General features: G+C 37.5%; 26 protein-coding genes and 1 CRISPR repeat array (1 of these 27 running past the window's edge). Of the genes, 17 read left to right on the top strand and 9 right to left on the bottom strand.

Annotated features, from left to right (window positions below; translation table 11 throughout):
• Window positions 1-13 precede the first annotated feature (13 nt).
• Genes HS1_RS08105 through HS1_RS08055 form a run of 11 tightly spaced genes read left to right on the top strand, consistent with a single transcriptional unit; the run spans window position 14 to window position 7472 of the window.
• Window positions 14-493: a Na+/H+ antiporter subunit E gene (locus HS1_RS08105; protein ID WP_066063535.1), complete on the top strand. Its 480-nt coding sequence runs from the start codon at window positions 14-16 to the stop codon at window positions 491-493.
• A 1-nt stretch (window position 494) separates the two neighbouring features.
• Window positions 495-764 (top strand): monovalent cation/H+ antiporter complex subunit F, encoded by a 270-nt coding sequence (locus tag HS1_RS08100; RefSeq protein WP_066063533.1) that lies wholly within the window; start codon window positions 495-497, stop codon window positions 762-764.
• Window positions 765-1118: a monovalent cation/H(+) antiporter subunit G gene (gene mnhG / locus HS1_RS08095; protein ID WP_066063530.1), complete on the top strand. Its 354-nt coding sequence runs from the start codon at window positions 765-767 to the stop codon at window positions 1116-1118. It abuts the gene before it with no gap.
• Between the two features lies 1 nt (window position 1119).
• Window positions 1120-1365: a Na(+)/H(+) antiporter subunit B gene (locus HS1_RS08090; protein WP_066063528.1), complete on the top strand. Its 246-nt coding sequence runs from the start codon at window positions 1120-1122 to the stop codon at window positions 1363-1365.
• Window positions 1362-1646, top strand: a complete 285-nt coding sequence (gene mbhE / locus HS1_RS13660; RefSeq protein WP_066063517.1) for a hydrogen gas-evolving membrane-bound hydrogenase subunit E — start codon at window positions 1362-1364, stop codon at window positions 1644-1646. Before HS1_RS08090 ends, mbhE begins: the two co-directional genes overlap by 4 nt.
• Entirely contained in the window at window positions 1639-2118 is a 480-nt protein-coding gene (locus HS1_RS08080) for an MnhB domain-containing protein (protein ID WP_066063514.1), read from the top strand. Before mbhE ends, HS1_RS08080 begins: the two co-directional genes overlap by 8 nt.
• On the top strand, window positions 2099-2491 hold the full coding sequence (locus HS1_RS08075) for a cation:proton antiporter subunit C (RefSeq protein ID WP_066063511.1): 393 nt from the start codon (window positions 2099-2101) through the stop codon (window positions 2489-2491). Before HS1_RS08080 ends, HS1_RS08075 begins: the two co-directional genes overlap by 20 nt.
• Entirely contained in the window at window positions 2488-3993 is a 1506-nt protein-coding gene (locus HS1_RS08070; protein ID WP_066063493.1) for a monovalent cation/H+ antiporter subunit D family protein, read from the top strand. The genes HS1_RS08075 and HS1_RS08070 overlap by 4 nt, the downstream gene beginning before the upstream one ends.
• A 10-nt stretch (window positions 3994-4003) precedes the next feature.
• Window positions 4004-5497: a monovalent cation/H+ antiporter subunit D family protein gene (locus HS1_RS08065; RefSeq protein WP_066063490.1), complete on the top strand. Its 1494-nt coding sequence runs from the start codon at window positions 4004-4006 to the stop codon at window positions 5495-5497.
• A 3-nt stretch (window positions 5498-5500) separates the two neighbouring features.
• The gene (locus HS1_RS08060) at window positions 5501-5716 is read left to right on the top strand and encodes a hypothetical protein (protein ID WP_066063488.1); all 216 of its coding nucleotides are present in this window, start codon (window positions 5501-5503) and stop codon (window positions 5714-5716) included.
• The gene (locus HS1_RS08055; RefSeq protein WP_066063484.1) at window positions 5709-7472 is read left to right on the top strand and encodes a Na(+)/H(+) antiporter subunit D; all 1764 of its coding nucleotides are present in this window, start codon (window positions 5709-5711) and stop codon (window positions 7470-7472) included. The genes HS1_RS08060 and HS1_RS08055 overlap by 8 nt, the downstream gene beginning before the upstream one ends.
• Here HS1_RS08055 and HS1_RS08050 read toward each other — a convergent pair.
• The 4 genes from HS1_RS08050 to HS1_RS13515 all read right to left on the bottom strand — a co-directional run bounded on the left by HS1_RS08050 (window position 7462) and on the right by HS1_RS13515 (window position 9606).
• A complete protein-coding gene (locus tag HS1_RS08050) occupies window positions 7462-8304 on the bottom strand; it encodes an SDH family Clp fold serine proteinase (protein WP_066063481.1) in 843 nt (280 codons plus the stop codon). The genes HS1_RS08055 and HS1_RS08050 overlap by 11 nt on opposite strands.
• An 11-nt stretch (window positions 8305-8315) precedes the next feature.
• Window positions 8316-9026: a rhomboid family intramembrane serine protease gene (locus tag HS1_RS08045; protein ID WP_066063448.1), complete on the bottom strand. Its 711-nt coding sequence runs from the start codon at window positions 9024-9026 to the stop codon at window positions 8316-8318.
• Between the two features lie 216 nt (window positions 9027-9242).
• A complete protein-coding gene (locus tag HS1_RS08040; RefSeq protein WP_066063445.1) occupies window positions 9243-9473 on the bottom strand; it encodes a tyrosine-type recombinase/integrase in 231 nt (76 codons plus the stop codon).
• Window positions 9463-9606 carry a hypothetical protein gene (locus HS1_RS13515; protein ID WP_216638261.1) on the bottom strand — a complete coding sequence of 48 codons (144 nt, stop codon included), beginning with the start codon at window positions 9604-9606 and terminating at the stop codon, window positions 9463-9465. Before HS1_RS13515 ends, HS1_RS08040 begins: the two co-directional genes overlap by 11 nt.
• A 390-nt stretch (window positions 9607-9996) precedes the next feature.
• Between HS1_RS13515 and HS1_RS08035 the strand changes: the two genes are divergently transcribed.
• Together HS1_RS08035 and HS1_RS08030 are read left to right on the top strand one after the other, a co-directional pair.
• Window positions 9997-11157, top strand: a complete 1161-nt coding sequence (locus tag HS1_RS08035; RefSeq protein ID WP_066063443.1) for an ATP-binding protein — start codon at window positions 9997-9999, stop codon at window positions 11155-11157.
• A 1-nt stretch (window position 11158) separates the two neighbouring features.
• Window positions 11159-13399 carry a tetratricopeptide repeat protein gene (locus HS1_RS08030; RefSeq protein WP_066063434.1) on the top strand — a complete coding sequence of 747 codons (2241 nt, stop codon included), beginning with the start codon at window positions 11159-11161 and terminating at the stop codon, window positions 13397-13399.
• A 34-nt stretch (window positions 13400-13433) separates the two neighbouring features.
• On the opposite strand, the gene cas6 is transcribed toward HS1_RS08030, so the two are convergent.
• Window positions 13434-14387 carry a CRISPR system precrRNA processing endoribonuclease RAMP protein Cas6 gene (gene cas6 / locus HS1_RS08025; protein WP_066063431.1) on the bottom strand — a complete coding sequence of 318 codons (954 nt, stop codon included), beginning with the start codon at window positions 14385-14387 and terminating at the stop codon, window positions 13434-13436.
• Between the two features lie 92 nt (window positions 14388-14479).
• Here cas6 and HS1_RS08020 point away from each other — a divergent pair, with 92 nt between their 5' ends.
• On the top strand, window positions 14480-15304 hold the full coding sequence (locus tag HS1_RS08020; protein ID WP_066063428.1) for a site-2 protease family protein: 825 nt from the start codon (window positions 14480-14482) through the stop codon (window positions 15302-15304).
• Here the strand turns inward: HS1_RS08020 and trpA are convergent.
• From trpA to trpC, 4 genes are read right to left on the bottom strand one after another with little or no spacing between them, the layout of a single operon-like run.
• Entirely contained in the window at window positions 15294-16094 is an 801-nt protein-coding gene (gene trpA, locus HS1_RS08015) for a tryptophan synthase subunit alpha (RefSeq protein ID WP_066063422.1), read from the bottom strand. The genes HS1_RS08020 and trpA overlap by 11 nt on opposite strands.
• On the bottom strand, window positions 16094-17281 hold the full coding sequence (trpB, locus tag HS1_RS08010; protein WP_066063418.1) for a tryptophan synthase subunit beta: 1188 nt from the start codon (window positions 17279-17281) through the stop codon (window positions 16094-16096). Before trpB ends, trpA begins: the two co-directional genes overlap by 1 nt.
• Window positions 17282-17302: 21 nt before the next feature.
• A complete protein-coding gene (locus HS1_RS08005) occupies window positions 17303-17926 on the bottom strand; it encodes a phosphoribosylanthranilate isomerase (protein ID WP_066063415.1) in 624 nt (207 codons plus the stop codon).
• Window positions 17923-18699: an indole-3-glycerol phosphate synthase TrpC gene (gene trpC / locus HS1_RS08000; RefSeq protein ID WP_066063412.1), complete on the bottom strand. Its 777-nt coding sequence runs from the start codon at window positions 18697-18699 to the stop codon at window positions 17923-17925. The genes HS1_RS08005 and trpC overlap by 4 nt, the downstream gene beginning before the upstream one ends.
• A 93-nt stretch (window positions 18700-18792) precedes the next feature.
• Between trpC and HS1_RS07995 the strand changes: the two genes are divergently transcribed.
• The 3 genes from HS1_RS07995 to HS1_RS14040 are packed head-to-tail and all read left to right on the top strand — an operon-like array spanning window position 18793 to window position 25107.
• A complete protein-coding gene (locus HS1_RS07995; RefSeq protein ID WP_066063410.1) occupies window positions 18793-20070 on the top strand; it encodes a radical SAM family protein in 1278 nt (425 codons plus the stop codon).
• The gene (locus tag HS1_RS07990; protein WP_066063407.1) at window positions 20063-23668 is read left to right on the top strand and encodes a YhdP family protein; all 3606 of its coding nucleotides are present in this window, start codon (window positions 20063-20065) and stop codon (window positions 23666-23668) included. Before HS1_RS07995 ends, HS1_RS07990 begins: the two co-directional genes overlap by 8 nt.
• Window positions 23662-25107, top strand: coding sequence for a YcaO-like family protein (locus HS1_RS14040; RefSeq protein WP_066063405.1), 1446 nt, complete (start codon window positions 23662-23664; stop codon window positions 25105-25107). The genes HS1_RS07990 and HS1_RS14040 overlap by 7 nt, the downstream gene beginning before the upstream one ends.
• A gap of 59 nt (window positions 25108-25166) precedes the next feature.
• Window positions 25167-25968: direct repeats of the CRISPR family, unit length 30 nt; unit sequence GTTTCAATTCCTCATAGGTAGGCTCAAAAC; it runs 2292 nt beyond the window's last position.

Genomic DNA, 25968 nt, shown 5'->3' with positions numbered 1-25968 from the left:
GGGAGGAAAGGCAATGGCCTTTATAGTCACTTATATTATTCTTTTAACCTTTTGGATTTTTATCTCTGGCAATTTTGATGCATGGCACTTTGGTTGGGGAATTATTTGTTGTGGTTTAGTAGCTTATCTTTCTAATGATCTTTTATTTAAAGACATACATTCAGAAAATAAATCTAAAGAAGCATTTAATTTTATCTTCTATATTCCCTGGCTTTTATATCAAATTGTATTGGCCAACATTCATGTGGCTAAACTCGCTTTGCATCCAAGAATGAACGAGTTAATTGACCCCCATATAATTAAGTTTAAGACAAAATTGAAGAAGGATTTGGCTCAAGTAACCTTTGCTAATTCTATTACCCTTACACCTGGTACTATTACTATTCTTATAAAAGATGGATATTTTTATGTTCATGGTATTGATAGAGCTGTGCAAGAGGAGCTTCCTGGAGAGATGGAAGAGAGGGTAGCTCGGGTATATCTGGAGGAATAGAATGGAATCATTCTTCATAGGTATAGGATTAGCTTTAGGAACATTAATTTTTATCTGTTTTTACCGCATTGTTTTTGGACCTACTGTATACGATAGGATAATCAGTGTAGGTTTTATCGGTACCATGACCGTGGTTTTGCTTGTGTTAATGGGTTTTATTTTTAAAAGAATAGATATGTTTGTGGATATCTCACTTATGTATGCTCTTTTAAACTTTGTTGGAACCTTAGTTTTTGCCAAGTATTTTGCTAAAAAGAAAGGGGCTAAATAAATGGATCTGGTTTGTAAGGTTTTTTTGTTAGCTGGTTTATTTTTCTTTACCACAGCAACCATTGGCTTTTTGCGGTTCCCAGATTTTTATTCCCGTATGCATGCTACAGGTAAAGGAGATACATTAGGTATACTTCTATCTTTATTTGGGCTTGCTATTTATCATCTTGCAGAGCATCATTTTTCATGGCCAGCAATAGTCATAGCTTCAAAATTAATTCTTATTGCAGTTTTCTGGTTTCTTGGTGGCCCAACTGCTACCCATGCCCTTTTGCGTTCTGCCTTTGACACAGGAATAATGCCTTGGACAAAAGATGGTCGTCCTGTAATAAAATGGCCTCCAAAGGAGAAATAAGATGATTTGGCAATTTGACTTAGTATTATTAATCTTAGCTACTTTGGCAGCCATAGCTGCTATTGAAGTAAAGGATCTTTTTGCAGCCGCAGTTTTTCTTGGTGTGTTCAGTTTTATTATGTGTATGGTTTGGACAGAGATGGGTTCTGTAGATGTAGCCTTTACAGAAGCAGCAGTAGGGGCAGGTGTGAGTACCGCCTTTTTTATTGCGGCTGTTTATAAAACCACAAGGAGGACGAAAGATTGACAAAAAAAATAGTTTCTATAGTAATTGCTATTTTTGCCACTAGTGCTTTACTAATAGGAGTGAAAGATTTCCCTAACTGGGCTGATCCCAATCAACCTGCCAGTCTTCATGTTTCACCACGATATATTGAAAAGACAGTTGAAGAGACAGGTGTGCCAAATATAGTAACTGCGGTTCTCGCTGATTACAGAGGCTATGATACTATGTTTGAGACAGCAGTGATTTTTACTGCAGGTGTGGCAGTAATGATGCTTTTAAGGAGGCCATATAAGAATGATTAGTAGATGGGAGGATATTATTATTGAAACACTCTCCCGCTTTTTAGTCCCGTTTATGCAAATTTATAGCCTTTATGTGCTTGCGCATGGACACGGTAGCCCTGGGGGTGGCTTTCAAGGTGGTTGTATCTTTGCTGCATCATTTGTTCTTTTAGTCATTGCCTATGACATATTTGAGGCCAAAAAGCGTTTTTCAGAAAAAATAAATGGTATTTTTTGTGCCCTTGGGGTGTTTATCTATACAGCAATCGGCTGGCTTTGTCTCCTTTTAGGAGGAAATTTTTTAGATTATGGAAAACTGAGTAAAATACTTCCCACTGATCCTGTAATGGCTAGATATTATGGTATGGCTGGGATAGAGACAGGAGTGCAAATTACTGTAATGGCAATTATGGTTTCTATTTTCCTTGATTTAGCCACTGCAGGAAAACATGAGGGAGCTCTGGAGGAAGAAGATGTGGGAAGTAATTCTTAGTAAATATAATTATTGGATTTATGCCCTTTTACTTATAATTGGCTTTTATGCCATGATGGCTAAAAATAATCTTTTAAAGAAGCTCATTGGTATGAATATCTTTCAATGGGCTTTAATCTTTTACTTTATCTCTATTGCTGCCAAAAAAGGTGCTACTGTCCCTATTATTCCAGGAGTACACGGACATCATGGGGCAGAACATTTAGTAGTTCATGCAGCAGATTATATAAACCCTTTACCACATGTCCTCATGCTGACAGCCATCGTTGTTGGAGTGGCAACAACAGGTATTGCCCTTGCTTTGCTAATCATGATTTATAGAAGATATGGCACCTTAGAAGAAGATGAAGTTATAGAGGAGTTAAAAAGGTGATTCAAGAACAATTCCCGGCGATGATTGTTGTTACACCTTTGATCATGTCTTTTATTCTCTTTACTGTGAGTTGGTGGAATAAAAGACTTTGTTTCCCTATTCTTCTTGCTACTCTTTCTGCTTGTTTAGTATTTGCTGTAGGCATTCTTGATATGGTTATGAAACATGGTCAACCTATTCATTACCATCTAGGTGGTTGGGATCCACCCTGGGGTATTGAATATATGATAGACCATCTAAATGCTTTGGTGCTGGTAGCTGTGGCTGTTGTAGCTTGGTTGGTAGCCCTTTATGCTAAAAGCGTAGTAGAAAAAGAGCTACATGAATCGAAATTGCCTCAGTTCTATACCCTCTTTCTTCTTCAAGTAACAGGACTTTTTGGTATCACGGCTACGGGTGATATGTTCAATCTTTATGTGCTTTTAGAGATTGCTTCCTTTTCTGCCTATGCAATTATTGCTATGGGAGAAAGAGGGGCAGATTTTGCCGCTTTTCGCTATGTAATTTTTGGGACAATTGGAGCTTGTGCTTATCTTTTAGGAGTGGGTTATCTTTACATCCTTACTGGTTCACTGAATATGACTGATTTGATTAACCTTATACCTAAACTATTTTACAACAAAGCATTACTTGTTGGTTTTGCCTTTTTCTTAGTGGGTGTGGGTATAAAAATGGGTATTTTCCCTTTGCATACCTGGTTGCCCGATGCATATACCCTTGCCCCTTCAGCAGTGAGTGCTTTGTTAGCACCACTGTTTACCAAAGTAGGTGCTTATGTAATTGTTAGAATTATGTTTACTGTATTTGACCCTTCTTTTTCCATAAAACTTTATCCTGTAATGGATATATTAGGCTGGATAGCGGCTATTGGTATAGCCTTTGCCTGTATTATGGCCCTTGCCCAGTCTGATTTAAAACGGATGCTCTGCTACTTAATTGTTGCTGAGATGGGTTATATTGTGATCGGTATTGCCTCGGCAAATCGGCTTGGTCTTACCGGCGCTATTTTACATATTATTAATGATATGTTTATGATGGCCTGTCTTTTTACGGTAGTTGGTGCCATTATGTATCAGACAGGGACAAGGAATATTTACCAGTTTCGGTATCTACATCGCACCATGCCTGTTACTTTAGGTGTCTTTGTAGTAGGTGCTCTTTCGGTAGTAGGTGTGCCTCCTATGTGTGGATTTTTTAGTAAGTGGTATCTTATCTTGGGCACCATTGAGGCCAAAAAATGGCTATTGTTATTTGTGCTTTTAGCCAGTAGTTTAGTCAATGCCATTTTGTTTTTCAGGGTGATAGAAAATGCTTACTTAGAGCCTCGGGGTGAGCATGCATTTGCCCATGATGGCGGTCATCCTAGCATTTCTCTAGATGGAGTACCATGGAGTATGCTTATATCTATGTTGATGATAGCGGCTGGGATTATATTGCTGGGTGTATTTAGTGGGGTGATTATTAAGCATGTCATCCAATTTGCTGTACCAGCTAGTTTTTAAGGGGGAATAGATGGAGACTGTGCATTCAGCTACGCCTCTTTTGGCCATGTTGGCTTCTCTAATTGGTGCCTTTCTTATTCTCTTTACAGGTGAAAGAAATAGAAATCTTAGAGAGTTTTGGACCTTAGCAGCTGCGGTTATCAAATTTGGTCTTGTTGCTTCCATGCTTCCCTATATCTTGCATGGCAAAATTGTTGAATATACAATGGTTGAAATTTATAAAGGCCTTTTTCTCCAATTTAGGGTAGATACCTTTGGTATGATATTTGCTCTTTTGGCCTCTTTTCTCTGGATTGTGGTTTCTCTCTATTCTATTGGTTACATGCGAGACTTAAATGAGCATGCTCAGACTAGATACTTTTTCTGTTTTGCCCTGGCCATTTTTGGTGCAGTAGGCGTAGCTTTGGCCGGTAATTTGCTCACCCTTTATATGTTTTATGAAATTCTTACAGTAGCTACTTTTGCTCTGGTGGCCCATAAAGAGACACCAGAGGCCATAAAAGCAGGGAGGAAATATCTGGCCTATCTCTTAACTGGAGCGGCTTTTGTCCTTTTCTCTATGGCCGTAACTTACTATCTTACTGGAACGCTTGATTTTAAACCTGGGGGGTTTGTGGCTGGTCATGGTTCACGGGAGATACTTTCTCTAGTATTTGTTACATTCATGATAGGTTTTGGTTCTAAGGCTGCTATTATGCCCATTCATGAATGGCTGCCTTCAGCCATGATTGCGCCCACTCCTGTGAGTGCCTTACTTCACGCTGTGGCTGTGGTGAAGGCAGGTGTGTTTTGTTGTTTGAGGGTGATTCTTTATGTCTTTGGTCCCAATGTGCTTTCAGATTTAGGTTTATGGATACCCTTGGCCTTTGTTGTTTCCTTTACCGTCATTGTAGCTAATATTATTGCCTTAACCCAAGACCATTTGAAGAGAAGATTGGCATTCTCTACTATTAATAACCTTTCTATTATTATCTTGGGAGCTGCTTTAGTTTCTCATGATGGCATTAGAGGAGCCATGCTTCATATTCCCTTTCATGGGTTTATGAAAATCACACTCTTTATGTGTGCTGGTGCCATCTATGTAAAGACTCATAAGGAGTTTATCAGTGAAATGGAGGGAATAGGCAAGCAGATGCCTATTACCATGGCTGCCTTTACCATTGGAGCACTGGGTCTAACAGGTATACCACCTGTATGTGGGTTTATCAGTAAATGGTATCTGTGTCTAGGAGCGCTTGAGGCCAAAGAGATTATCTTTTTGTTGGTTTTTCTGGCCAGTGCCTTATTGGATGCAGCTTATTTTCTTCCTATCATTTATGGGGCATTTTTTAAGAAACCAAAATTTGTAAAAGACCACTTTGACGAAGCATCATTTTTTGTGGTTTTCCCTATTGTGATTACAGCCATTGGTTCTATTTTCTTTGGGCTTTTCCCAGACGCATTTATGCACTTCTTTAAATTAGCAGTGGCTTCAGCAAAAAACATCATGGGGATGGGGGTTTAGACAATGACAAACAGATTGAAGATTTCCCTATTAATAAGCATTCTTATAGTCTTTATCTTGGGTTTTTTTGTCCATCCTGAGCATGAACCCCATCATTTTTGGCATAAAATTCCTTTCTTTGAAGGGATCTTTGGGTTTATAGGTTGTATTGTGCTTATTATTTTTTCTAAAGGGCTCGGTCACCTGTTTTTAGAAAGGGAGGAGGACTATTATGATTAAGCCTATACCTCCGTTTTTGTTTTATTTAATAGGTGCCCTCCTTGTTCCTTTCCTTAAGGGGAAAATAAAAAAGTTTTATCTGTTAATTATTCCAGCACTTGCTTATCTTGACCTATTATCCATGCCACATGGCACTTATTGGACCATTAAATTTTTGGATTATGAACTTATCTTTGGTCACGTAGATAAACTGAGTATGGTCTTTGCCTATGTGTTTGTGATTATTAGTTTTGCTGCTTTGCTTTATGCCTTACAGGCAGAAGATGATGTCCAGCACTTTTCGGCACTTTATTATGCAGGTGGTGCCTTAGGAGTGGCATTTGCAGGAGACCTTTTTACCTTATACATCTTTTGGGAACTTATGGCTGTTGCTTCTGTATTCGTTATTTGGGCACAAAGGGATAGAGAGGCAATACGGGCAGGATTTAGGTATGTTTTGGTACATCTTTTTGGTGGCTGTGCTCTTTTAGCAGGTATTGTCATTTATGCTATTCAAACAGGTTCTATTGCTTTTTCTGGACCTTTAGTCCATGGTGGTCTTGGTTTTTGGCTTATTCTTATTGGTTTTATTTTAAATGCCGCTGTTCCTCCTTTACATCCTTGGTTACCTGATGCCTATCCAAGGGCTTCGGTTACTGGTGCTATTTTTCTTACTGCCTATACTACCAAGAGTGCTGTTTATACCTTATTGCGTGCCTTCCCAGGAGTGGAATTGTTGGCTTACATGGGAGCCATCATGACTGTCTATGGTGTTGTTTGGGCGATTATGGAAAATGATATAAGACGTTTGCTTGCCTATCATATTGTTAGTCAGGTAGGATACATGGTTGGTGGGGTAGGTATAGGCACAGCATTATCTATGAATGGTTCAGCAGCACATGCCTTCTGTCATATTCTTTATAAGGCCTTATTGTTCATGGGTGCTGGGGCAGTTATTTACTCCACTGGTATGCGAAAAATGAGTGATTTAACGGGTAGAGACCTCTATAAAAAGATTCCTCATAGTTTGATTTATTATATGGTTGGCGCCTTTTCCATTTCAGCAGTGCCGTTGTTTAATGGATTTATAAGTAAAACTATGATTGTAGCTGCTGCTGAGGAAAGTCACATGTTGCCTGTGTTTTTCCTAATGTCTACGGCTTCTATCGGAACTTGGCTTTGTGTGGGCCTTAAGCTGCCTTATTATACCTGGTTTGGGAAGCCTAGAACAGATGTAGAGGAGGTAAAAATTAAGCCGCTTCCTTTAAATATGCATTTAGGTATGGCCTTTCTTTCATTCCTTTGTTTCTTTATGGGTGTTTACCCTCATGTGCTTTATCGTGTCCTTCCTTATCCAGTGCATTATCATCCTTATACCCCACATCATGTAGTGGTGGAGCTTCAGTTGTTATTGATGACCATAGTAGGTGTTTGGGTGTTAATAAAGAGGCTTGAACCTCATGCAGTCATTAATCTGGATACCGATTGGTTTTATCGGAAAGGAGCAGGTCTTTTTGTAAGATTCTGTTATTTCTTGGGTGCTGTGCGGACAGTTCTTCAGAATTTGGCTATAGACTTAGTAGATGGTTTTATTATAATAAGCAGAAATCCCATTTATGATATAAAATCGCTTTTTTCAGAAAAAGAAACTCAGTTATTGCCTTACGATGCGAATGTTTATCGCCAACCTGTGGGTATAGGAGTGATGGCAGCCCTTATTCTGTTTACCCTTTTTTGTTATATTTTTTATACAGTCTTGGCAGCACTTATAACATAGACTTGTTTGGCCTTTCCTCTCCTCCCTTATAAGGAACCGGGATATATTGCACAGATGGTCTTCTTTGGACCGGTTGAGGATAAAGGTTCATAAGTTGATAAATTTCTACTGGCATTTTCGTAGAGACAGGCAATCCTAACTCCTTAGCCTGTTTATAAGTAATGGGATAGTCATGGGTCCATTGACCTCTGGAGAGTAAATCAGCTATTTGCTCTGCTTTTTCTTCTGATAATTTAGGGCTCAAGATGGTTTTTACACAATTTTTTACTTGATTAAGGGCTTTATGGGAAATATCAGCCATAATTAAAGTTTGGTCATCAATTTTATTTATATCCTTTTTTTCTAATACCTTAAGGATAGAAGCAGCAGGGTATTGCCCTAGTTGAGGGTCAACTGGTCCTAATACCGCATGAGGGTCCATCACAATTTCATCTGCTGCTAGAGCAATTAAAGTGCCACCTGACATGGCATAATGAGGTACAAATACAGTTACTTTTGCCTTGTGGCCTTTGAGGGCATAGGCAATCTGTTCTGCTGCCAAAACCAAACCACCTGGGGTATGCAAAACCAAATCAATAGGGACTGCTTCATCTGTCATGCGAATGGCTCTCATAACTTCTTCTGAGTCCTGAATATCAATATATTTAAAGATGGGAAATCCTAGTAAGGCCATGGTTTCTTGACGATGAATCATAGCAATTACCCGGCTTTTTCGGTCCTTTTCTATTTTTCTAATTAATCTAAGGCGGGCTGATTCTAACATCTTTTTTTGAATGATTGGTGACAAAGCTGAAGCTATAAAAAATAGCCAAATGAGATCAATAAAATTCATATTTTAACCTCCTACCATGGTTTGTATTCATCAGGATAAAAGCGCCGACTATGCCGTTTTTTAAAGAAAAATACCAATATAGTGCCACATATAAAACCTCCGATATGGGCCCACCAGGCAATCCCTTGATAAAAACCGACTGGTGCCATAATAGAAAAGGCTCCATTGAAAAATTGAATCGTAAACCAAAACAAAATAAAGAATGCAGCAGGGATCTCTATTAAGGTGAGGAAGAAGAATATAGGAACCAAAGTAACAATCCGAGAATGGGGAAATAACATAAAATAAGCCCCCATTACTCCTGATATAGCTCCACTGGCACCAATAGTAGGTAAGGTGGAGTGGGGATTAGTGTAAATATGAGATAGACCAGCTCCCAATCCACAAAGGAGGTAGAAAAGAATAAATCTTCTATGACCCATACTATCTTCTACATTGTCCCCAAAGATCCAAAGAAACCACATGTTACCGATCAGGTGAAGCCATCCTCCGTGTAAAAACATAGAGGTGAATAAGGGTAAATATTTACCCATAATAGCTGTAGGCCCAAAGCCCGAAAAAAAGAAATACCTTTTAGGCACAATTCCATAGGTAAATACCAACCTTTCTAAATAAGGTCCTAAGGAACCTTCGTAAAAAAACACTAAGACATTAATAACAATTAATGAAAGTGTAACTAAAGGAAAGGTGCGAGAAGGAATTTTATCCTTTAAGGGAATCATTTTTTAAAAGATAACATAAGCCAATTTGGTAGTCAACGAATAATATGCTTGGACATTCCCCAAAATTTAGGTGTTAATCTTTAAAAACATTCCTGTCTGCCCTGCCTGCCGGCAGGCAGGCAGGGATGAATTAAGGATTTTTGGTGTTCGACGTTTCCGGTGTAAAAGAAGTTCGGTGAAGCTGAATTTGGACGGAGCGAAGCGTAGCTGTATGTCTTAAAATAATCGAATAGTTCGTTTATCCCATACTTTAATCTCATTACCCCCTTTTCCTATAGTATTTAGAGGACTCTTACTCCGTCCACTGTCTCGTTCACTCACATGGGTGTAAATCTCAGTTGTCTTGAAGCTTTTATGCCCTAATAATTCCTGGATGTACCTTAAATCTGTCCCATTTTCAAGTAGATGTGTGGCGAAAGCGTAATGAATAATGTGGTTACCTTCCATTAAAAACCGATAAAATTTTCTCTAAGGTAAGAGCTGAATAGGGGAAACTCCAGTGTTTTTCTTTGGGGTGCCATTTGTAACCTTTGATAGCCTTGACTTTTTCGATATAAACAGGGTCATAGGAAAAGGCCACAGTTATCCTGCCTGATGGATCCTTTACTGATTTTTACTGAATCCTTCATTATTTAAACAATTATCATGATCATTAAAATTTGTAAATAATTTTCTTTATATTGGATCTTCCATATATAATAAGTAAGAACTAGTCCCATTTTGATTGTATCTCCCTAACATTACTTTTTTTCCTGAAACTATTCAGTTTCTTTCTCGTGGCAACATGTGTCTCCGAATACGGCCCAAGACTGCATGGCCAAAATTCCATGGTGTGTGAAATTATCAAAGAATTAGAAAATCTATAACTTTTCCATAATGCAGTTACAGCAAATTTAATTTTGTCGTAATACAGACTTGACATACGACAATTTTGTCTTATAATATAAAAAATAATTAGAAGGAGTCAACTATGCGGAACACTCCTGGAAACCCGGTCAGGGGAGAGGATTTTTGGGATAGAAAAGATTTGATAGAGAAGATATGGAAGAGCTTAGAGAGGGGTTCAATCCTACTTATAGCGCCTAGAAGGTTTGGTAAGACCAGTTTGATGCTAAAAATTCATGATGAGTCAAAAAAGGGATGGAGGCCTATTTTTGTAGATGTAGAAGGTATGTCAGCTCCAGAAGAGTTCATTGTTGATTTACTGGAAAGGGTTGCTGAGAAACAGGGTAAGTCTCTCTTAGAAAAAGTTAGGGATTTTTTAGGGAAAATTGAAGAGGTTGGAGTAGAAAACATCCGTATTAAGTTGAGGGAAAGTTTAAAGACGGAGTGGAAAAAGAGGGGAAAGGACCTGTTTAGGAAGGTGCTTGAAAGAGATATAAGATACATAATGTTAATAGACGAACTTCCTCTTATGCTCAGGAAATTTCCACAAAAGAAAATCGCAGGCGAGTTTCTTCACTGGTTGAGAAGCATCCGTCAGGAGCCAGAGATTTGTGAAAAAGTCAGATGGGTCTTTGGCAGTTCTATTGGTTTTCATTCTATCATAAGAGAACTTGGAGTTACCTCTAATGTAATAAATGACCTTCAACCCATCCCTGTGCTTGAGCTCTCAACCAAAGAGGCCGAAAGAATGGTGCGAGAGATATTAAAAGAAGAGCTCAATATTAAAAGGATAAAGAAAGAAGTGATGAATCATATTTTTAAAAAGATTGGTTACCCTGTGCCGTTTTTCTTGCAAATCCTCCTTTGTTCCCTGATAACCCTTTATAAACAAGAAGGGAGACTAACTAGCGAGATAATAGATAAAGCCTATACAGATTTACTTAAACCCTGGAACCGCTCCTACTTTGAACACTTTAGAGAGCGTCTTGAAAAATATTATGAACCTCAATTGGCTGAGATTGTAAAAAGGATGTTAAGCCTTATTGCTTATAAGGGTGAAACCTCAAAACAAGAACTCTCTAATTTTTTTGTTGGACAGTATCAGCAAGGGGCCATTCATCTTTTTGACCTTGTTATATCTGATTTAGAAAATGACTTTTATATTTCAAAAGATAAAGATGTCTATCAGTTTACCTCCAATGTTTTAAGAGATTGGTGGATAAGATATTACGGCTGGAGGGAGTAAAATGGTAGAAATACAAAAATTCAATCCTGCCCTTGAGACGCCACAGGCCTTAAAAGAGATGCTTGTAGCTAGAGACGAAGAGTCAAAAACTGTCCTGGATTGTCTTTTAAAAACAAAACCTGATGCATCACCGCCTCAATTTATCCTTGTTGGACCAAGGGGAATGGGAAAAACCCATTTACTCCTTTTTATCTATTACACGGTAAAGAACATTTTGCCATGGCAGGATGATGGCAAAAAATTTTTTAAGGCTTGGATACCTATTTTAATTGCTGAAGAAACTTATGCAGTTTTAACCCTGGAAGACCTTTTTCAAGAAATCCTCAAAAGACTTCAGGAAGAATTGTCCATTACAGCTTATCCATTGCCTCTATCTGAGCCTGACTTTGTAGAAAAGGCCGTTTATTATCTAAAGAAACTCTCAAAAGAGAGAAAAAAAAGATACCTCCTCTTAATTGATAATCTTCATGAAATTCTAGGTATTTTACCTGAAAAAGACCATGAAAGATTTAGGGCAATTCTTCAAAACAATCCCATTTTTAGCATCATAGGTACAGCCACCTTCTATTTTGATGCAATAGCAAATTATAAAATGCCATTTTACAACTTCTTTCAGCCTGTCTGGCTCCACGAGCTGGATTTTAAGGAGATAAAGGAGTTTCTCTTAAAGAGGTTAAAAAGGGATGAAAAACAAGAAATAATAGAAAAATTTGAGGAATATGAGCCTAAGATTAGGGCCATTACTCACCTTACTGGTGGCAATCCCAGACTTATTTTAAGCCTTTATCAGATAGTAACTGAATTTAAGATTGAAGCAGTTGAAAAACAACTCTTCACCCTCCTGGATGAATTAACACCATATCTAAGGGATGTAGTAAATGATGTTCCTATCCAACAAAGAAAAATCCTTGAAATCATTGCGGTTAAAGGAGAACCCATTACTCCTACTGAGATTGCAAAAACAGCAAACATTGCCGTTACCACTATTACCTCACAACTTAAAAGACTGACAGAAAGGGGGCTTGTGAAATCTTTAAAAATAAAGGGCAGAAGAGAGACCCTTTACGATATAAAAGACAAGCTCTTTTCCCTCTGGCGGCAGATGCGACAGGAGGCTGGCAGAAAAAGGCTTGGGTTTATCGTTAGATTCCTTAAAATCTGGTATTCTGAAAAAGAACTTGAAAAAATAGCCCTGGAAATGATTGAATATTCTTTGAAGGCCATTTCTGAAGAAAAAAAAGAGGCTGTTATCTCCTTTTCTGACAAACTTTATTACCTGGCAGAGGCCATGCCTTCTCAAAAACCTGATTTACATTCTTTAAGAATTGAAAGTCTTATTTTATCTGGAAATTATGAAAAGGCTAAGGAAGAAATAGAAGAATTAAAAAAAGAGGCAGAACAGAAAAAGGATAAATGGCTGCTTGCTAAAATTATATTAGGAGAAGCATTTCTTTATTATATAAAGAAAAATTATGAGAAGGCAATTGAAGGCTGCAAAAAGGCCATTGAGATAAAACCAGATATGTATGAGGCATGGTATAATTTAGGTGTTGCTTATAACAAGATAGATAAACTAAATGAAGCTATTGAGGCCTATAAGAAGGCCATTGAGATAAAACCGGATATGTATGAGGCATGGAATAATCTAGGTGTTGCTTATTACAAACAAGGTAAACTAAATGAAGCTATCAAGGCCTATAAGAAGGCCATTGAAATAAAACCAGATCAGCCTTATGCCTGTGCCAATCTTGCTCATACTTTAAGTAAAAAAAATAAAATTTCTGAGGGAGTAAAGTTTATTAAAAAAGCCATTTTTCTTGCTAAAAAGGAAAAAGACCCTGGATTTCCTAAAGCTGAATTCCTTAAAAGGGAATCTTTATACCTTCTCCACCTCTACCTGCTTCTTTCCTCTAAGGCATTTAAAAGGGGAAATTATCCTAAAGTTATCAGTTATCTTGAAGAGGCCCTTAAAATAGTAAGTCAAGCAGAACCAGCCCCTGCTGGTGAAGCCTTTTCAACATATTTAAAAGACGTAATTAAAATGGCAGATGCAGACTTTTCCATAAAGATTTTAAAACTGATAAAGGAAAAGGGAACAGAAGACTTAAAGGAATTTCTTAAACCCTTTATGATTGCCCTTTCTTATCTTGAAAAAAAGGATGAAATGATTCTTTTAAGGACACCTGAAGAATTCAAGCCCATTGTCAAGGAAATTTTGTCGGAAATCAATAAAGACCTATAGAAGCAAAGATAGCTTTTGTTATTATGGTCATTTCTCAGACTACTACCTTATACCTACCCAAGCCAAATGCAGTGTTTTTGCCAATGTGGATATATTGGCCTAGTTTGAGTAAAGGATAGATTTTAGACAGGTTGCCTGTCATGGTCATTTTGCCCATGACGCCACCGATGTGCAAATGAGCATCTTGCCTTTTAGAAAAACGCTTGAAGTCTGTCCATTCAAATTGGCTTGCTGTTTTGATGCCTTTTAGTATTTTATCTAAATCAAGGTTTTTAAGGAGGTCTATCTCTCCTTCTCCATAAAGAAAGCTCAGAATTTTGAGCCGATGACTGATGGCAAAGACGATGTCTTTTAGAGTTATATTATCCCTCAGTTTCCCTCTGATTTTAAGCCGCAGTGGAGTGATGGTTTCAAAGATTAGTTTTTTCTCTTTGCATTTGTTTTTAAGGATATTTTTTAATGTTAGTGAGGTTTCCAGGGGAATGAGCCTGTTTTCATATTGGTTAAAGACCTGTTTGGTGTGTTTTTCAGAGGTATATTTTCTGACTTCTTTTAAGTCAAATTTGCCCTTGCCTTTTCCCATGCCCAGATGACCCATCTTTATTATGGCATAGATAACATAGGGAAGATAATCAATTGCCTTTCCCAAAATAGTAAAACCAAATTGATATATAGAGTTTCTTTTCATGTTTTTTCCGCCTAAATCAAGAGGATAAAGGATTAAGGGATGGGGAGGATTAGTAATACCTTTAATGGGATTTTGGGTTTCTGTCTCAAATAGGAAGTGATAGATACAAGAAGACGAGAGCAAGCATTGGCTGCATGTTCTTTTTCTATTTATACATACCACCCTTTTTAGGGCTACACCGAATGTTCCTCGCAACATAGAGCCAGGGAAAGAGGGGATTAAAAAGGGCGTCTTTGCCTTAATTTTGACCTTATAATGATGGATAGAGAGGTCTGGTAAAAAAGGATTATTTAAATCCATAGTAGGCAATTATATGGATTTAAAATGAAATGGCAATAAGTTGCTGATTTTGCTAATTGACAAACCTTATTCTCTCAAGTAAACCATGTCCTATGCCACTTTTAAATGTTATTTTATTTTTTGTTACCTTTCTTACTACTACTGCTGCAGGTGCTTTGCAAGCAGGAGTAAACCCACTTTCTTCTTTGACTGCCTTTACTAAAGGTCTTCCTTTCTCTTTAACTTTGATGATTATATTGCTTTTTCATGAATCAGGCCATTTTTTTGCCTCTAAATATCACAAAGTAGCAGTTACTCCTCCCTATTTTATTCCTGCTCCTTCTTTAATTGGAACTTTTGGTGCTTTTATTAAAATTAAGGCCCCTATGCCCAATCGGCAGGTTTTATTTGATATAGGAATAGCAGGCCCTTTGGCAGGTATAATTGTTTGTCTACCCATTGTTATTTATGGGATTGCTCATTCTCGTATTATTCCTTCTCCAACCCCACCTCAAGGCCTTATCTTGGGAGACTGTTTATTATTTAAAATCCTGGTAAAGATTATTTGGGGTAGCTTACCTGAAAATGCAGACCTTATGCTTCATCCTGCGGCCTTTGCTGGCTGGTTAGGCCTATTTGTTACTGCTTTAAATCTTATGCCTGCTGGTCAATTAGATGGAGGGCACATTGCCTTTGCTATTTTTGGCGAAAGGGGGCATAGGTTGATTTCAAAATTGACCCTAATATGCCTTATTAGTTTGGGATTTATGGGTTGGTATGGTTGGTTTGTTTGGGCAGTTTTACTGATATTTTTAGGACTCCATCATCCTGAACCTATAGACCCAACGCTTCCCCTGGGAAAGGGACGTGTGAAACTGGGCATTTTAGCTCTGTTTATATTTATCCTTACTTTTATTCCTGTGCCTTTTAAGATATAAAAGTGGCTTGGGATAGGTTTTTAATAAATTTAGCTACTTTGGCACATATTTGAGATAATTCTTTGGTTTCTCCTATTAGCTTTACAATAGCACTGCCTACCACAATCCCATCAGTATAGGGCACAAGCATCCTGACATGGTTAGGGGAGGAGATACCAAATCCTACCGCAATGGGTTTATTGGTGATTTTTCTTAATTGTTTTAAGTTCTCAATTATATCTTGAGGTAAGCTCTCCCGTGCCCCGGTAACACCAGTCACTGAGACGTAATAAATAAATCCACGGCTCATTTGAGCAATTTTTTTTGCCCTATTTAATGAAGTAGTAGGGGCGATAAGAAAAATGGTGTCTAAAGAATGCTCTTTACAAACCTTGAGCCAATCTGTAGCTTCTTCTGGAGTAAGGTCAGGGACAATAAAACCGTTTATACCTACTTTGGAAGCATCTCTTGCCAGAGCTTCTAAACCATATTGTCGTAAGGGATTATAATAACTCATTAGCACCAAGGGTATATCTATTTTTTTACGGATTTCTCTAACCATTTCTAAAATACCTTTAAGGGTAGTGCCACTTTTTAAGGCCCTTTGAGAAGCAGTTTGAATGGTAGGGCCATCGGCTAGGGGGTCAGAGAATGGAACTCCTAATTCTAAAATATCTCCTCCATTTTGGCTAATAGTTAAGATAAGCTTGGCTGTAATATCTAAATCAGGGTCACCTGCAGTGATATAAGGAATTAGAGCCCTTCTGTTTTGTTTTTTGAGTGCTTTAAACACTTGGGAAATGGTTTTCATTATTGTTTCTCCTTTTTTACTGTCTCAAACACTATTTCTAAGTCTTTATCTCCACGTCCAGAGAGATTTACAATAATAATTTGGTCTTTATCTAATTTGGGGGCCAATTTCATAGCGTAACTTACTGCATGTGCACTTTCCAAGGCAGGAATAATTCCTTCTAATTTAGATAATAGGTGGAATGCCTCCAATGTTTCTTCATCAGTAATAGCCGTATAGAAAGCAATTTTTTTATCTTTATAATAACTGTGCTCTGGGCCCACACCAGGGTAGTCCAAACCTGGGGCAATTGAATGAGTGGTTTTTATTTGACCATCTTCTGTCTGTAATAAGTAACTCATCGCTCCATGCAAAACCCCTGGGGTGCCTGCACAAAGAGTCGCAGCGTGGTGGCCTTTGTTCAGACCCAATCCTGCGGCTTCTACCCCAATAAATTTTACGGGATATTTTCTAAATGGATAAAAGATGCCCATGGCATTGCTTCCACCACCTACACAGGCAATGATATAATCAGGTAATCTGCCTTCAGCCTTTAAGATTTGTTTATAGGTTTCTCTTCCAATTACAGTTTGAAAATCACGCACCATTGCTGGATAAGGATGAGGTCCTACTACTGAACCTAAGAGGTAATAAGTGGTGCGGACATTAGTTACCCAGTCACGAATGGCCTCATTAATGGCATCTTTTAATGTCTTACTGCCTTGTTTTACCGTAATAACTTCTGCTCCTAAGAGTTTCATCCGAAAGACATTCATGGCCTGACGTCTGGTATCTTCTTCTCCCATATAGACTATACATTTAAGACCCAATAAGGCACAGGCAGTAGCAGTGGCTACTCCATGTTGGCCTGCTCCTGTTTCAGCAATAATTCTTTTTTTACCCATTTTCTTGGCTAAAAGGGCTTGACCGATAGTATTATTAATTTTATGGGCACCAGTATGGGCTAGGTCTTCTCTCTTTAAGTAAATCTTGGCTCCGCCCAAGTGTTCTGTTAATCTTTGAGCAAAATAAAGAGGAGTGGGGCGACCAGCATAATTGGTAAGATAATAGTGAAATTCTTTTTTAAAGGCACTATCCCTTTTTGCCTTTTTATAAGCTCTTTCTAGCTCTTCCAAAAGAGGCATCAGGGTTTCAGGGACGTATTTCCCTCCATATACTCCAAAATGTCCTTTTTTATCAGGTAACATGGGCAACTCCTAAAGTATTTTCTAAATTTTGCTCCATACTGCAAATAGCTTTTCCATTAATTTTTTGTCTTTTATCCCAGGTGTCTTTTCTATACCACTATTTACATCCAAGGCATAGGGCTGGACTGTATCTACCGCCCTTTTAATATTATCTGGAGCTAGTCCACCAGCTAAGATAATAGGAACATTATAAACCTTTGCCTTTATTGCTAGTTCCCAGTTAAAGCTTTCACCTGTGCCTCCAGGTTGGTCTTTTTTATAAGTATCAACCAGAAATCCCCGCACCTTTCCTTTATAGGCAACCATATTTTCAATACTATGCTCATCTTTTATGCGAAAGGCCTTTATACAAGCCAACCCCAACTTTTCGCAAAATAATGGTGACTCATCTCCATGCAGTTGAATTAGATTAAGTCCACAAAAACTGGCAATTTCCCTTATTTTTTCCCTAGATTCATTGACAAAAACCCCCACCGTTTGCACAAATGGAGGTATTTCAATGATGATTTCTCTTGCCCTTTCAGGCGAAATATACCTAGGGCTTTTTTTATAAAAAATAAATCCCAAGGCATGAACCCCTAAAGAGACAGCCAATAAGGCGTCTTCTGTTCTAGTTATACCACATATTTTTAGGCGTGGTTTCATCTGCCCAAAAATTCTTTAAGTTTTTTCCCTATATCTTCTGCTTGCATTAAAGCACTACCAATCAATACTGCCTGAAACCCTGCTTTTTCTAAAAGCAAGATGTCTTCTCTGGTCTTAACCCCACTTTCGGCTACTAAAATTTTCTCTTCTGGCACTCTTTCTTTTAAACAAAGGCAGGTATTTAAATCTACCTTAAGGGTCTTTAAATTGCGATTATTGATGCCAATAGTTTTTGCTTCTACCTTTAATGCCTTTTCCAAATCTTTTTCATCATGGACTTCTACCAGGGCCTCCATTCCCAATTTATGGGTGAGATTAAGTAATTTCTTCAGTTGTTGAACAGAAAGCACAGTGCTTATAAGCAGTAAGGCATCTGCCCCATAAAGTTTGGCTTCATATACCTGATATGGGTCAATAATAAAATCCTTACGCAAAATGGGCAGCTTAACGGCTGTCTTTATCTCTGGTAAAAAATTTATATCTCCTTGAAAGAATTTTTTATCAGTAATCACAGAGATAGCAGATGCCCCATTTTCCTCATACAGCTTAGCAATTTTTAGAGGCTCAAAATCAGCACGGATTATTCCTAAGGAAGGGGAGGCCTTCTTTATTTCAGCAATAATACTTATCTCCTCAGAGTGAGTAATAGCCTGAGAAAAAGAGCGTTTAGGATAAAGATTAAATTCAGCCACTGTTTCATCTAATGGCTTATGTTTTTTTAGTGTTTCTATTTCTTTCTTTTTATGAGCAATGATATTATCTAATACAGACATGGAGCTTTTTTAACACTTCTGACTGTTTTAAACAAGGTATTCAAACCCACTAACCCTTGACCTTTTTACTTACTAATTTATGATGAACTGCTGATGTTGAATGAATTGCCCTATGTAGTCTATGCAGATGCCCAAGGCAGGATTTATAATCACCCTTATCTCAAAGCCATAGGAAAATCTGGGGAACAAATTGTTGTTCCCAAACCCCAAGACTTTATACCTCTCCCTGAAGGGAGCAAACTCTTTTTCTTACCCAAATGTCCACCCATTGGTTATGATGAAAAGAAAGGACACATTTATCTCTTGGAAGTCTCACCCTTTTCGGATAAACCTTGTTATGGTGTAGCTGCCTTTATGCCTCCGGGATATGTGCGGTGCTTGTTACCAGCAGCAGAGTATATTCATAAAGACTGTATTTTACCCCTTTGGGCATATACTGCCATAGGATGGTATGATCACCAATACTGGGTGCCTGCCTTTCTCATTGAAGATAATCCCCACTGGTATCCATCTCAATATGATGACCGTTCCCTTTTGCCCAAAATAAAGAAAAAACTCTCTCATTTTCCTAACAATCGTTTACTTAAACACCTAAAGCGCTGTGCTACTGAGTTTCACTGTTTTGCTGCCAAAAATGCCTTCTATGAACGCTGGGAACTTCCTGTACCTGTTTCTCCTGCATGTAATGCCCGTTGTCTGGGATGCCTTTCCTGGCAGGAAGAAAATAGCTGTTTGCCTTCTCATCATCGGATTCAGTTTGTGCCTGCAGTAGAAGAAATTGTAGAAATTGCCTTACCCCATGTGCTTTATGCGCAACAACCTATTATTAGCTTTGGACAAGGTTGCGAAGGAGAGCCATTGTTGGCAGGAGATACTATTGCTGAGAGTATCAGGATTATAAGGCAAAAAACTGATAAAGGAACTATAAATCTCAATACCAATGGGAGTATTCCCAAAATGGTATCAAAAATCATAGATGCCGGTTTGGATAGTATTCGCATCAGCTTGGCCAGTGCCCAACCAGAGTATTATCACCGTTATCATAGACCTATAAATTATAATTTTAAGGCAGTAAAGGATACTATTAAATTAGCCAAAGAAAAAGGCATATTTACCATGATTAACTATCTTGTTTTTCCTGGTCTTTCTGATACCATGGAAGAAATCAATGCCCTTAAACAGTTGGTTGCTGAGACTCACCTGGATTTAATCCAGTTGAAAAATTTAAATATTGACCCTTTTTGGTATATAAAACAAATGCAAATTCCATATACTGCCGGAATAGGGATAAAAAATATGATGGAGGAATTGAAAAAGGAATTCCCTGAGTTAAAGTGGGGATATTTTAATCAGTATTTAAAAAATGGGTAAAGCTAAAAAGTCTCTTGTTTGGATTCTTCTGGGAATAGGATGTTTTATTATTGTCTTATTTTTGACTTTAATAATTCTCCCCTATTTTTTAAACCTAGATTTTATTAAGTCAAAAATTAACCAGGAATTGAGAAGCCGCTATCAAGTTTCAACTCAGATTGGTTATATTTCAGTTAGGTTTCTCCCTCGTCCTAAAATAGTTTTAAAAAACACCACCGTAGCTTCGGATAATTTTAAGGCCTTCTTTGCCGTAGTCTCGGGTTATCCCAAAGTTTGGCCTATCTTGCATAAAAAGTTGGAGATAGAGTCTGTTGTTTTAGAGAAGGCGGACTTAAGGTTTACCCTTTCATCTAAATCAGCTAATTCTATTGCTCCAATTGAGGTGTTTAAGAAACAGAGAAAAAGACTTAAAGCCCTTTCTTTCAAAGCACATATTCAATTAAAAGATAGTTCTGTTGAGGTCCTAAAAGAAAAGACTTCTATTTTCAAAGCTCATTCTATCAAGCTCAAGGCAGATGTAAAGGATAGCCAAATTGTTTTAGAGACCTCTTTTAGCACCCCTTTTAGTGAGAGAATATTTCTAAAGGCACGCTCTAGTTTATCTAGTTTAAAAGGACGTGCAGAGGTTAAAAATTTAAGGCTTGAGCACCTTCCTTTAGTTTCCGTAAATAAAAAAATAAATAAGTCTCAAATAGATTTAGAACTGAGTTTTGACTTTAAGTCACCTACTAAGTTCAATTTAGCGTTTAATATTGCTTCTCCTTGCTTTAAATCCCAATCTCCAAATATTTTTTTGAAAAACGCAATTGCACAAGGGACGTTACTTAAAGAGGGAAATAATTGGGAGCTTAAACTATCAAGGTTAGAACTGGAAACACCCAGGATTAAAGGTCAAGGGTGGTTAAATACGGATGTTAAAAAATACCATATAGCTTATGATTTTTATGCCCAAGAGATAGATGTCACTGGTTGCCGAAAGCTATTGTTAAGTGTCTTTTCCCAAAGCAAGGCCATTAAAAATATATTTAAGATTGTGAAGGCAGGGAAGGCGGAGAGCTTTCACATAACCCAGACAGCCGTTAACAAAAAAGAATTTGAGTCCTTAAAGACATTTAAGCTGCAAGCAGAAGCCTCTATGGCAGAAATAGATATTCCTAAAGTAGGATTGAAAGTCCATAATGGACAAGGCGGAATTACTATAAAAGAAGGTGTGCTTTATGGTGAAAACCTCTCTGGGATTATGGAAGGTGCTGAAATCAGGGAGGCCAAGATTGCCATTGGTATCCAAGCACCCCATAAAGATTTGAATATTGAGGGGGCGTTTACTGCACCCCTAAAAACAGGTTTGTTTTTTCTTAAAAAGTTTGTAAAAAATCATTTGGTCCAAAAAGAACTTAAGCTTATTTCCAAAACTGAAGGTATAGTTTCTGGCAAGCTGGTTATTACTGGCACATATAAGACTGCAGATGTAAGTCTTAAAGGTGCTTTAGTAAAAGGAAATATCCTTTATGCAAGACTTCCTTATCCTGCCTTTATTAATAGGGTTGGTTTTTCTTACAACACAGAAAAGATATGCTGGCAAGGTCTTAAAGGACGCTTTGGCCATTCTGTAATTAGTAATTCCAAAGGTGAGGTAGATTTTTCCAATCCAAAGATTTTCTTAAATATTAAGGAGTTTTCTGGAAAACTAATAGCCCATGAACTCAATCCCTGGCTGAAAAAACAGACATTTCTTAATAGTCTTTACCAAGCATTTGAGCTTTCTAAAGGAGAAGTTAAAGTTTCTTCAGCCCAATTTGTTTACAAATTTGGCCAGCCTTCTTCCCTTAATTATGCTTTTCATTTTAATCTTAAAAATTCTGCTCTTTTTCTTTCTTTTTTGCCTAAAAAGGCTCAAATAGAAAGGGGTGAGGGATTTGTTTCTCCTCACCTGATTAAGTTTAGGAATACCCAAGGGCGTTTAGGAAATGGGACTTTTTTCCTTTCTGGTGAGATCAAAACTCCCTTTACTAAAGAAAGACAAATAAGGCTTGAAGGAGCAGGGAAAATAACTGCTTCTCTCCAAGATTGGATTTATGACTTGGCAAATATCCCTAATTCACTTAAAATCAAAACGCCAGCTAGAGTTAAAACCTTTAAATTAGATTATCACCCTCAATATACTCATCTTGAAATAAATGTTTTAAATCCCCAAAAGATTTCCCTAAGTTTTACCTTAGATTATTCACCTCAGAAATGCTCTATTAGAGATTTTTATTTAAAAGAAAATAACAAAAAATGTTATCTATGTTTAGATTTAAATTGGCAGAAAGACCCTGTTCTTGACTTGAATTTTAAGGGGAGTCTTTCTTCTCATACCTTAGACGCCATTTTAATCAGCAATAAATACCTTAATGGTTTTTTTGAAGGAGAAATTAAGGGAAAGATTGATTTGGCATACCTTGGGAATTCTGAACTTAAAGGGAATTTGTTGGTAGAAGGATTATCTAATCTAAATGGTTTTAAAAAACTCACAATAGAAAAAATGAGTTTAAATGCCAAGGGACAGGAAATAGACATTAAAAAATGTGCCCTTTCTTTGAAGGAAACTACATTGGAAGCTCAGGGAAGTATAAAATTTATAGAAGATTTTCTGGGAGTAAATGGGGAGATATTTGCTTCAGTAATTGATTTAAACGAAATTAGTAAGTTATTTCCCCAAAGAACCTCAGAAAAAAGGCCTAAGGTTAAAATAAATGCAAACATAGATGCCCAGATTGATTTATTACGATATAACAATGTTAATTTAAAACAAATAGAGGCTCTTATTACCATAAAAAAGAGTGAAAAAATAAAGATGGAGATTTTAAAAGGAAATTACTGTAACTTAGACTTAAATGGTTTTATCAGAACCTCAAAAAAAGAAACAGAAGTAAACATTTCCTTGAATGGGGAAGACCTGGCACTGAATAGCTTATCCCAATGTCTTTTCCAAAAAGACCACTTATTTGAAGCCAATTATTCTCTTAATGGAGAGTTTAAGGCCAAGGGGAAGAAAAGACCCATTGAAGAAAATTCTTCTGGTTATTTTGAGTTTCATTCAAAAAAGGGAAGGATTTATAAAGCCACTCTCTTGGCCAAGATTTTCTCTCTATTGAATGTGATAGAAGTCTTTAAGGGTAGACTCCCAGACCTTACTAAAGAAGGGCTCTATTATAAACATTTTGATATTAAGGCTAGTTTACAAAATGGGATTTTAAATATAGAATCGGCTGTGATTGATAGCCCGGCGATGAAGATTGTAGGCCAGGGGACATTTGATATCTCTAGTTCAAAACTAAAGATGGCTATTTTGGTTGCCCCATTGAGAACTATTGATGTTGTTTTAAGCAAGATACCTATTTTGGGTAAGATTTTAACTGGAAAGAGCAAGACTTTTATCTCTGTGCCCTTAGAGGTTAAAGGCCGAATACAAAATCCCCAGGTAGTGCTCCTTCCTCCTTCTGCCATCGGTAAAGGGATTTTGGGCCTTATGAAAAGATTTATTGGTGCTCCTATAGAAATATTTAAACCTTTAACCTATAATTTAAGAAATATTGAAAGGAGGCTGGTTTGTTAAATTCTTGTTTAAAAACTTATACCTATGGACAGGATAAGGCCTGTGTGCCGGAAGAAACTATAGAGAAGGCCTTGGCAAGCTTAACACAAAGCAAAGCTACTATATTTTCTGAAATTGTTTGTTTGGATAAAATGGATAGAATTGGTATTCCTGCTTATACCTGTAAAATAAATCAAGATGTAGCTAAGGCATTAAAATTTGAGGAAACTTATGGAAAAGGCATCACTCCAGAACAAGCCAAGGCAAGTGCCTTAATGGAATTGATAGAAAGATATAGCGGATTTATGTATTTAAAAAACACCAATCATTTTATTATTGCTCCTTATAAAGAAATAAAAGAAAAGGCCATACCTCTTGACAGTCTACTTCACCCTATACCTTTTTATTATAGAGATAATAAAATCTTAGAAACCTTAGAATCAATCCCTCTTGCTTGGGTAAAAGCTTATAGTTTTAAACACCACAAAGAAGTATTATTCCCTTTACCCTGGTTTTACCGCATTTACGGCACTACAGGCTGGGCGGCTGGTAATACTTTAGAAGAAGCTGTCCTTCAAGCCTTACAGGAAATCATAGAAAGACATTGCATTTCTTTAGTAATAGAAGGGAAAAAGATTGTTCCTACTATAAATATTGATTCTATTAAGTCTCCTCTTGTTCAAGGTCTAATAGAAAAAATAAAAAATGCAGGAATTGAAATATTTATAAAAGATTTTAGTCTGGATTTAGGTATTCCCACTCTAGCGGTCATTACCCATGACAACCATGCCCTTATATCCACTATTAAGATTTATGCTGCGGCTGGTAGTCATTTAAATCCCGAACTTGCTGTCATTCGGGCCTTAAATGAGCTTGCCCAACATCGGGCTCAGATGCTCTATAGAGAACTAGTCCAGAAAAGGCCAGGCGCCCCCACTTATTGTTTTCCTAGATTTAAAGACTTAACATCAGCTAAATTTCTTTTAGATGGTGAAAAAATAGATTTTACTAGTGTTCCTTCTTTTTCCCACCCTGATTTTAAGATAGAAATAGAACGTGTTCTTGATTTGTTGAGTCAAAAACACTTAGAAGGATTTGTGATAGAAACCACCCATCCTGACTTGGACATTCCTGCTGTCATTACTGTTGTTCCTGGAGCTAGGCTTAATCGTCCCAGTGCCAAACTTCACCCTTATTTACTTATTGCCCGACAACTGATGGATATTGGTTATTATAGTCAGGCAGTCGTTTACTTAGAAAAGGCATTGGATGCAGAACCTTCTTACCTTCAAGTTCCCCAAATTGTTTGTCAGGTAGCGGTATGTTATAAAAAAGCAGGGCAATATCCAAAGGCTATAGAATATTTTCAACAAGCTTTATTACTCGCCCCCCAACTTATGAATTCACCCAAATTTTTGGCAGACTTTGCCGAGCTTATCCAAAAAGAAGGCAATAGCTAAATTTCCCTATAGGTAGGCTAAAAACCTGGTGACTTGTGACTGGTGATTAGTAAGGAGAGGTTTCAATTCCTTATAGGTAGGCTCAAAACTCTATTTTTCTTCCTAAAAGTATTAGTCCTAGGGTCAGTTTCAATTCCTTATAGGTAGGCTCAAAACGTGTAGATTAGAGGTTAGATAAGGCATTTTATGAACGTTTCAATTCCTTATAGGTAGGCTCAAAACTTTTACCCAGTATGATGGTCTGTGGCTTCCTTTTTCGTTTCAATTCCTTATAGGTAGGCTCAAAACTATCCTGCCTAAGATGGGGTTGAATGTCTGTTTGTGGTTTCAATTCCTTATAGGTAGGCTCAAAACGAGGACAGCGGTGGTGGATATAGGTGTTACCACATAGTTTCAATTCCTTATAGGTAGGCTCAAAACGCAGATGAGGAGCTGATTGAGGCTAGGGATTTGTTGTTTCAATTCCTCATAGGTAGGCTCAAAACACTTAGAGATATTTGGTCTAAAGGATTATAGAGCTGAGTTTCAATTCCTCATAGGTAGGCTCAAAACGGAATAAAATGGGTGAGCAGTGGGTTAAAAGATACAAGTTTCAATTCCTCATAGGTAGGCTCAAAACAGGAGCTGTAAAAGACGTGTATAGCTGGGCAGAGGGGATGTTTCAATTCCTCATAGGTAGGCTCAAAACAACTTGGCTTTGTATGCAAATATCCCAGCCCTCTGGAAGTTTCAATTCCTCATAGGTAGGCTCAAAACTCGCTGTCTGCAACTTTATCTTCTCTTTTAAAGTAGGTTTCAATTCCTCATAGGTAGGCTCAAAACCCAAAAATACAAATCCTTGTTAACATATCCAAAATCTGT

The sequence above is a fragment of the Candidatus Desulfofervidus auxilii genome (genome assembly GCF_001577525.1).
GTDB classification, from domain to species: domain Bacteria; phylum Desulfobacterota; class Desulfofervidia; order Desulfofervidales; family Desulfofervidaceae; genus Desulfofervidus; species Desulfofervidus auxilii.
This window is presented reverse-complemented; position numbering and strand designations above follow the sequence as displayed.

Bases quoted from the DNA above. Each gene is read 5' to 3' on its own strand.
- HS1_RS08055 (WP_066063484.1), top strand. From the start codon at position 5,709: ATGATTAAGCCTATACCTCCGTTTTTGTTTTATTTAATAGGTGCCCTC.
- HS1_RS08045 (WP_066063448.1), bottom strand. From the start codon at position 9,026: ATGATTCCCTTAAAGGATAAAATTCCTTCTCGCACCTTTCCTTTAGTT.
- HS1_RS07995 (WP_066063410.1), top strand. From the start codon at position 18,793: ATGTTGAATGAATTGCCCTATGTAGTCTATGCAGATGCCCAAGGCAGG.
- HS1_RS08035 (WP_066063443.1), top strand. From the start codon at position 9,997: ATGCGGAACACTCCTGGAAACCCGGTCAGGGGAGAGGATTTTTGGGAT.
- mnhG (WP_066063530.1), top strand. From the start codon at position 765: ATGGATCTGGTTTGTAAGGTTTTTTTGTTAGCTGGTTTATTTTTCTTT.
- cas6 (WP_066063431.1), bottom strand. From the start codon at position 14,387: ATGGATTTAAATAATCCTTTTTTACCAGACCTCTCTATCCATCATTAT.
- HS1_RS08040 (WP_066063445.1), bottom strand. From the start codon at position 9,473: ATGGAAGGTAACCACATTATTCATTACGCTTTCGCCACACATCTACTT.
- trpB (WP_066063418.1), bottom strand. From the start codon at position 17,281: ATGTTACCTGATAAAAAAGGACATTTTGGAGTATATGGAGGGAAATAC.
- HS1_RS08100 (WP_066063533.1), top strand. From the start codon at position 495: ATGGAATCATTCTTCATAGGTATAGGATTAGCTTTAGGAACATTAATT.
- HS1_RS08005 (WP_066063415.1), bottom strand. From the start codon at position 17,926: ATGAAACCACGCCTAAAAATATGTGGTATAACTAGAACAGAAGACGCC.
- HS1_RS08020 (WP_066063428.1), top strand. From the start codon at position 14,480: ATGCCACTTTTAAATGTTATTTTATTTTTTGTTACCTTTCTTACTACT.
- HS1_RS08050 (WP_066063481.1), bottom strand. From the start codon at position 8,304: ATGAATTTTATTGATCTCATTTGGCTATTTTTTATAGCTTCAGCTTTG.
- HS1_RS08030 (WP_066063434.1), top strand. From the start codon at position 11,159: ATGGTAGAAATACAAAAATTCAATCCTGCCCTTGAGACGCCACAGGCC.
- HS1_RS08075 (WP_066063511.1), top strand. From the start codon at position 2,099: ATGTGGGAAGTAATTCTTAGTAAATATAATTATTGGATTTATGCCCTT.
- HS1_RS08105 (WP_066063535.1), top strand. From the start codon at position 14: ATGGCCTTTATAGTCACTTATATTATTCTTTTAACCTTTTGGATTTTT.
- trpA (WP_066063422.1), bottom strand. From the start codon at position 16,094: ATGAAAACCATTTCCCAAGTGTTTAAAGCACTCAAAAAACAAAACAGA.
- HS1_RS07990 (WP_066063407.1), top strand. From the start codon at position 20,063: ATGGGTAAAGCTAAAAAGTCTCTTGTTTGGATTCTTCTGGGAATAGGA.
- HS1_RS08080 (WP_066063514.1), top strand. From the start codon at position 1,639: ATGATTAGTAGATGGGAGGATATTATTATTGAAACACTCTCCCGCTTT.
- trpC (WP_066063412.1), bottom strand. From the start codon at position 18,699: ATGTCTGTATTAGATAATATCATTGCTCATAAAAAGAAAGAAATAGAA.
- HS1_RS08060 (WP_066063488.1), top strand. From the start codon at position 5,501: ATGACAAACAGATTGAAGATTTCCCTATTAATAAGCATTCTTATAGTC.
- HS1_RS08090 (WP_066063528.1), top strand. From the start codon at position 1,120: ATGATTTGGCAATTTGACTTAGTATTATTAATCTTAGCTACTTTGGCA.
- HS1_RS08065 (WP_066063490.1), top strand. From the start codon at position 4,004: ATGGAGACTGTGCATTCAGCTACGCCTCTTTTGGCCATGTTGGCTTCT.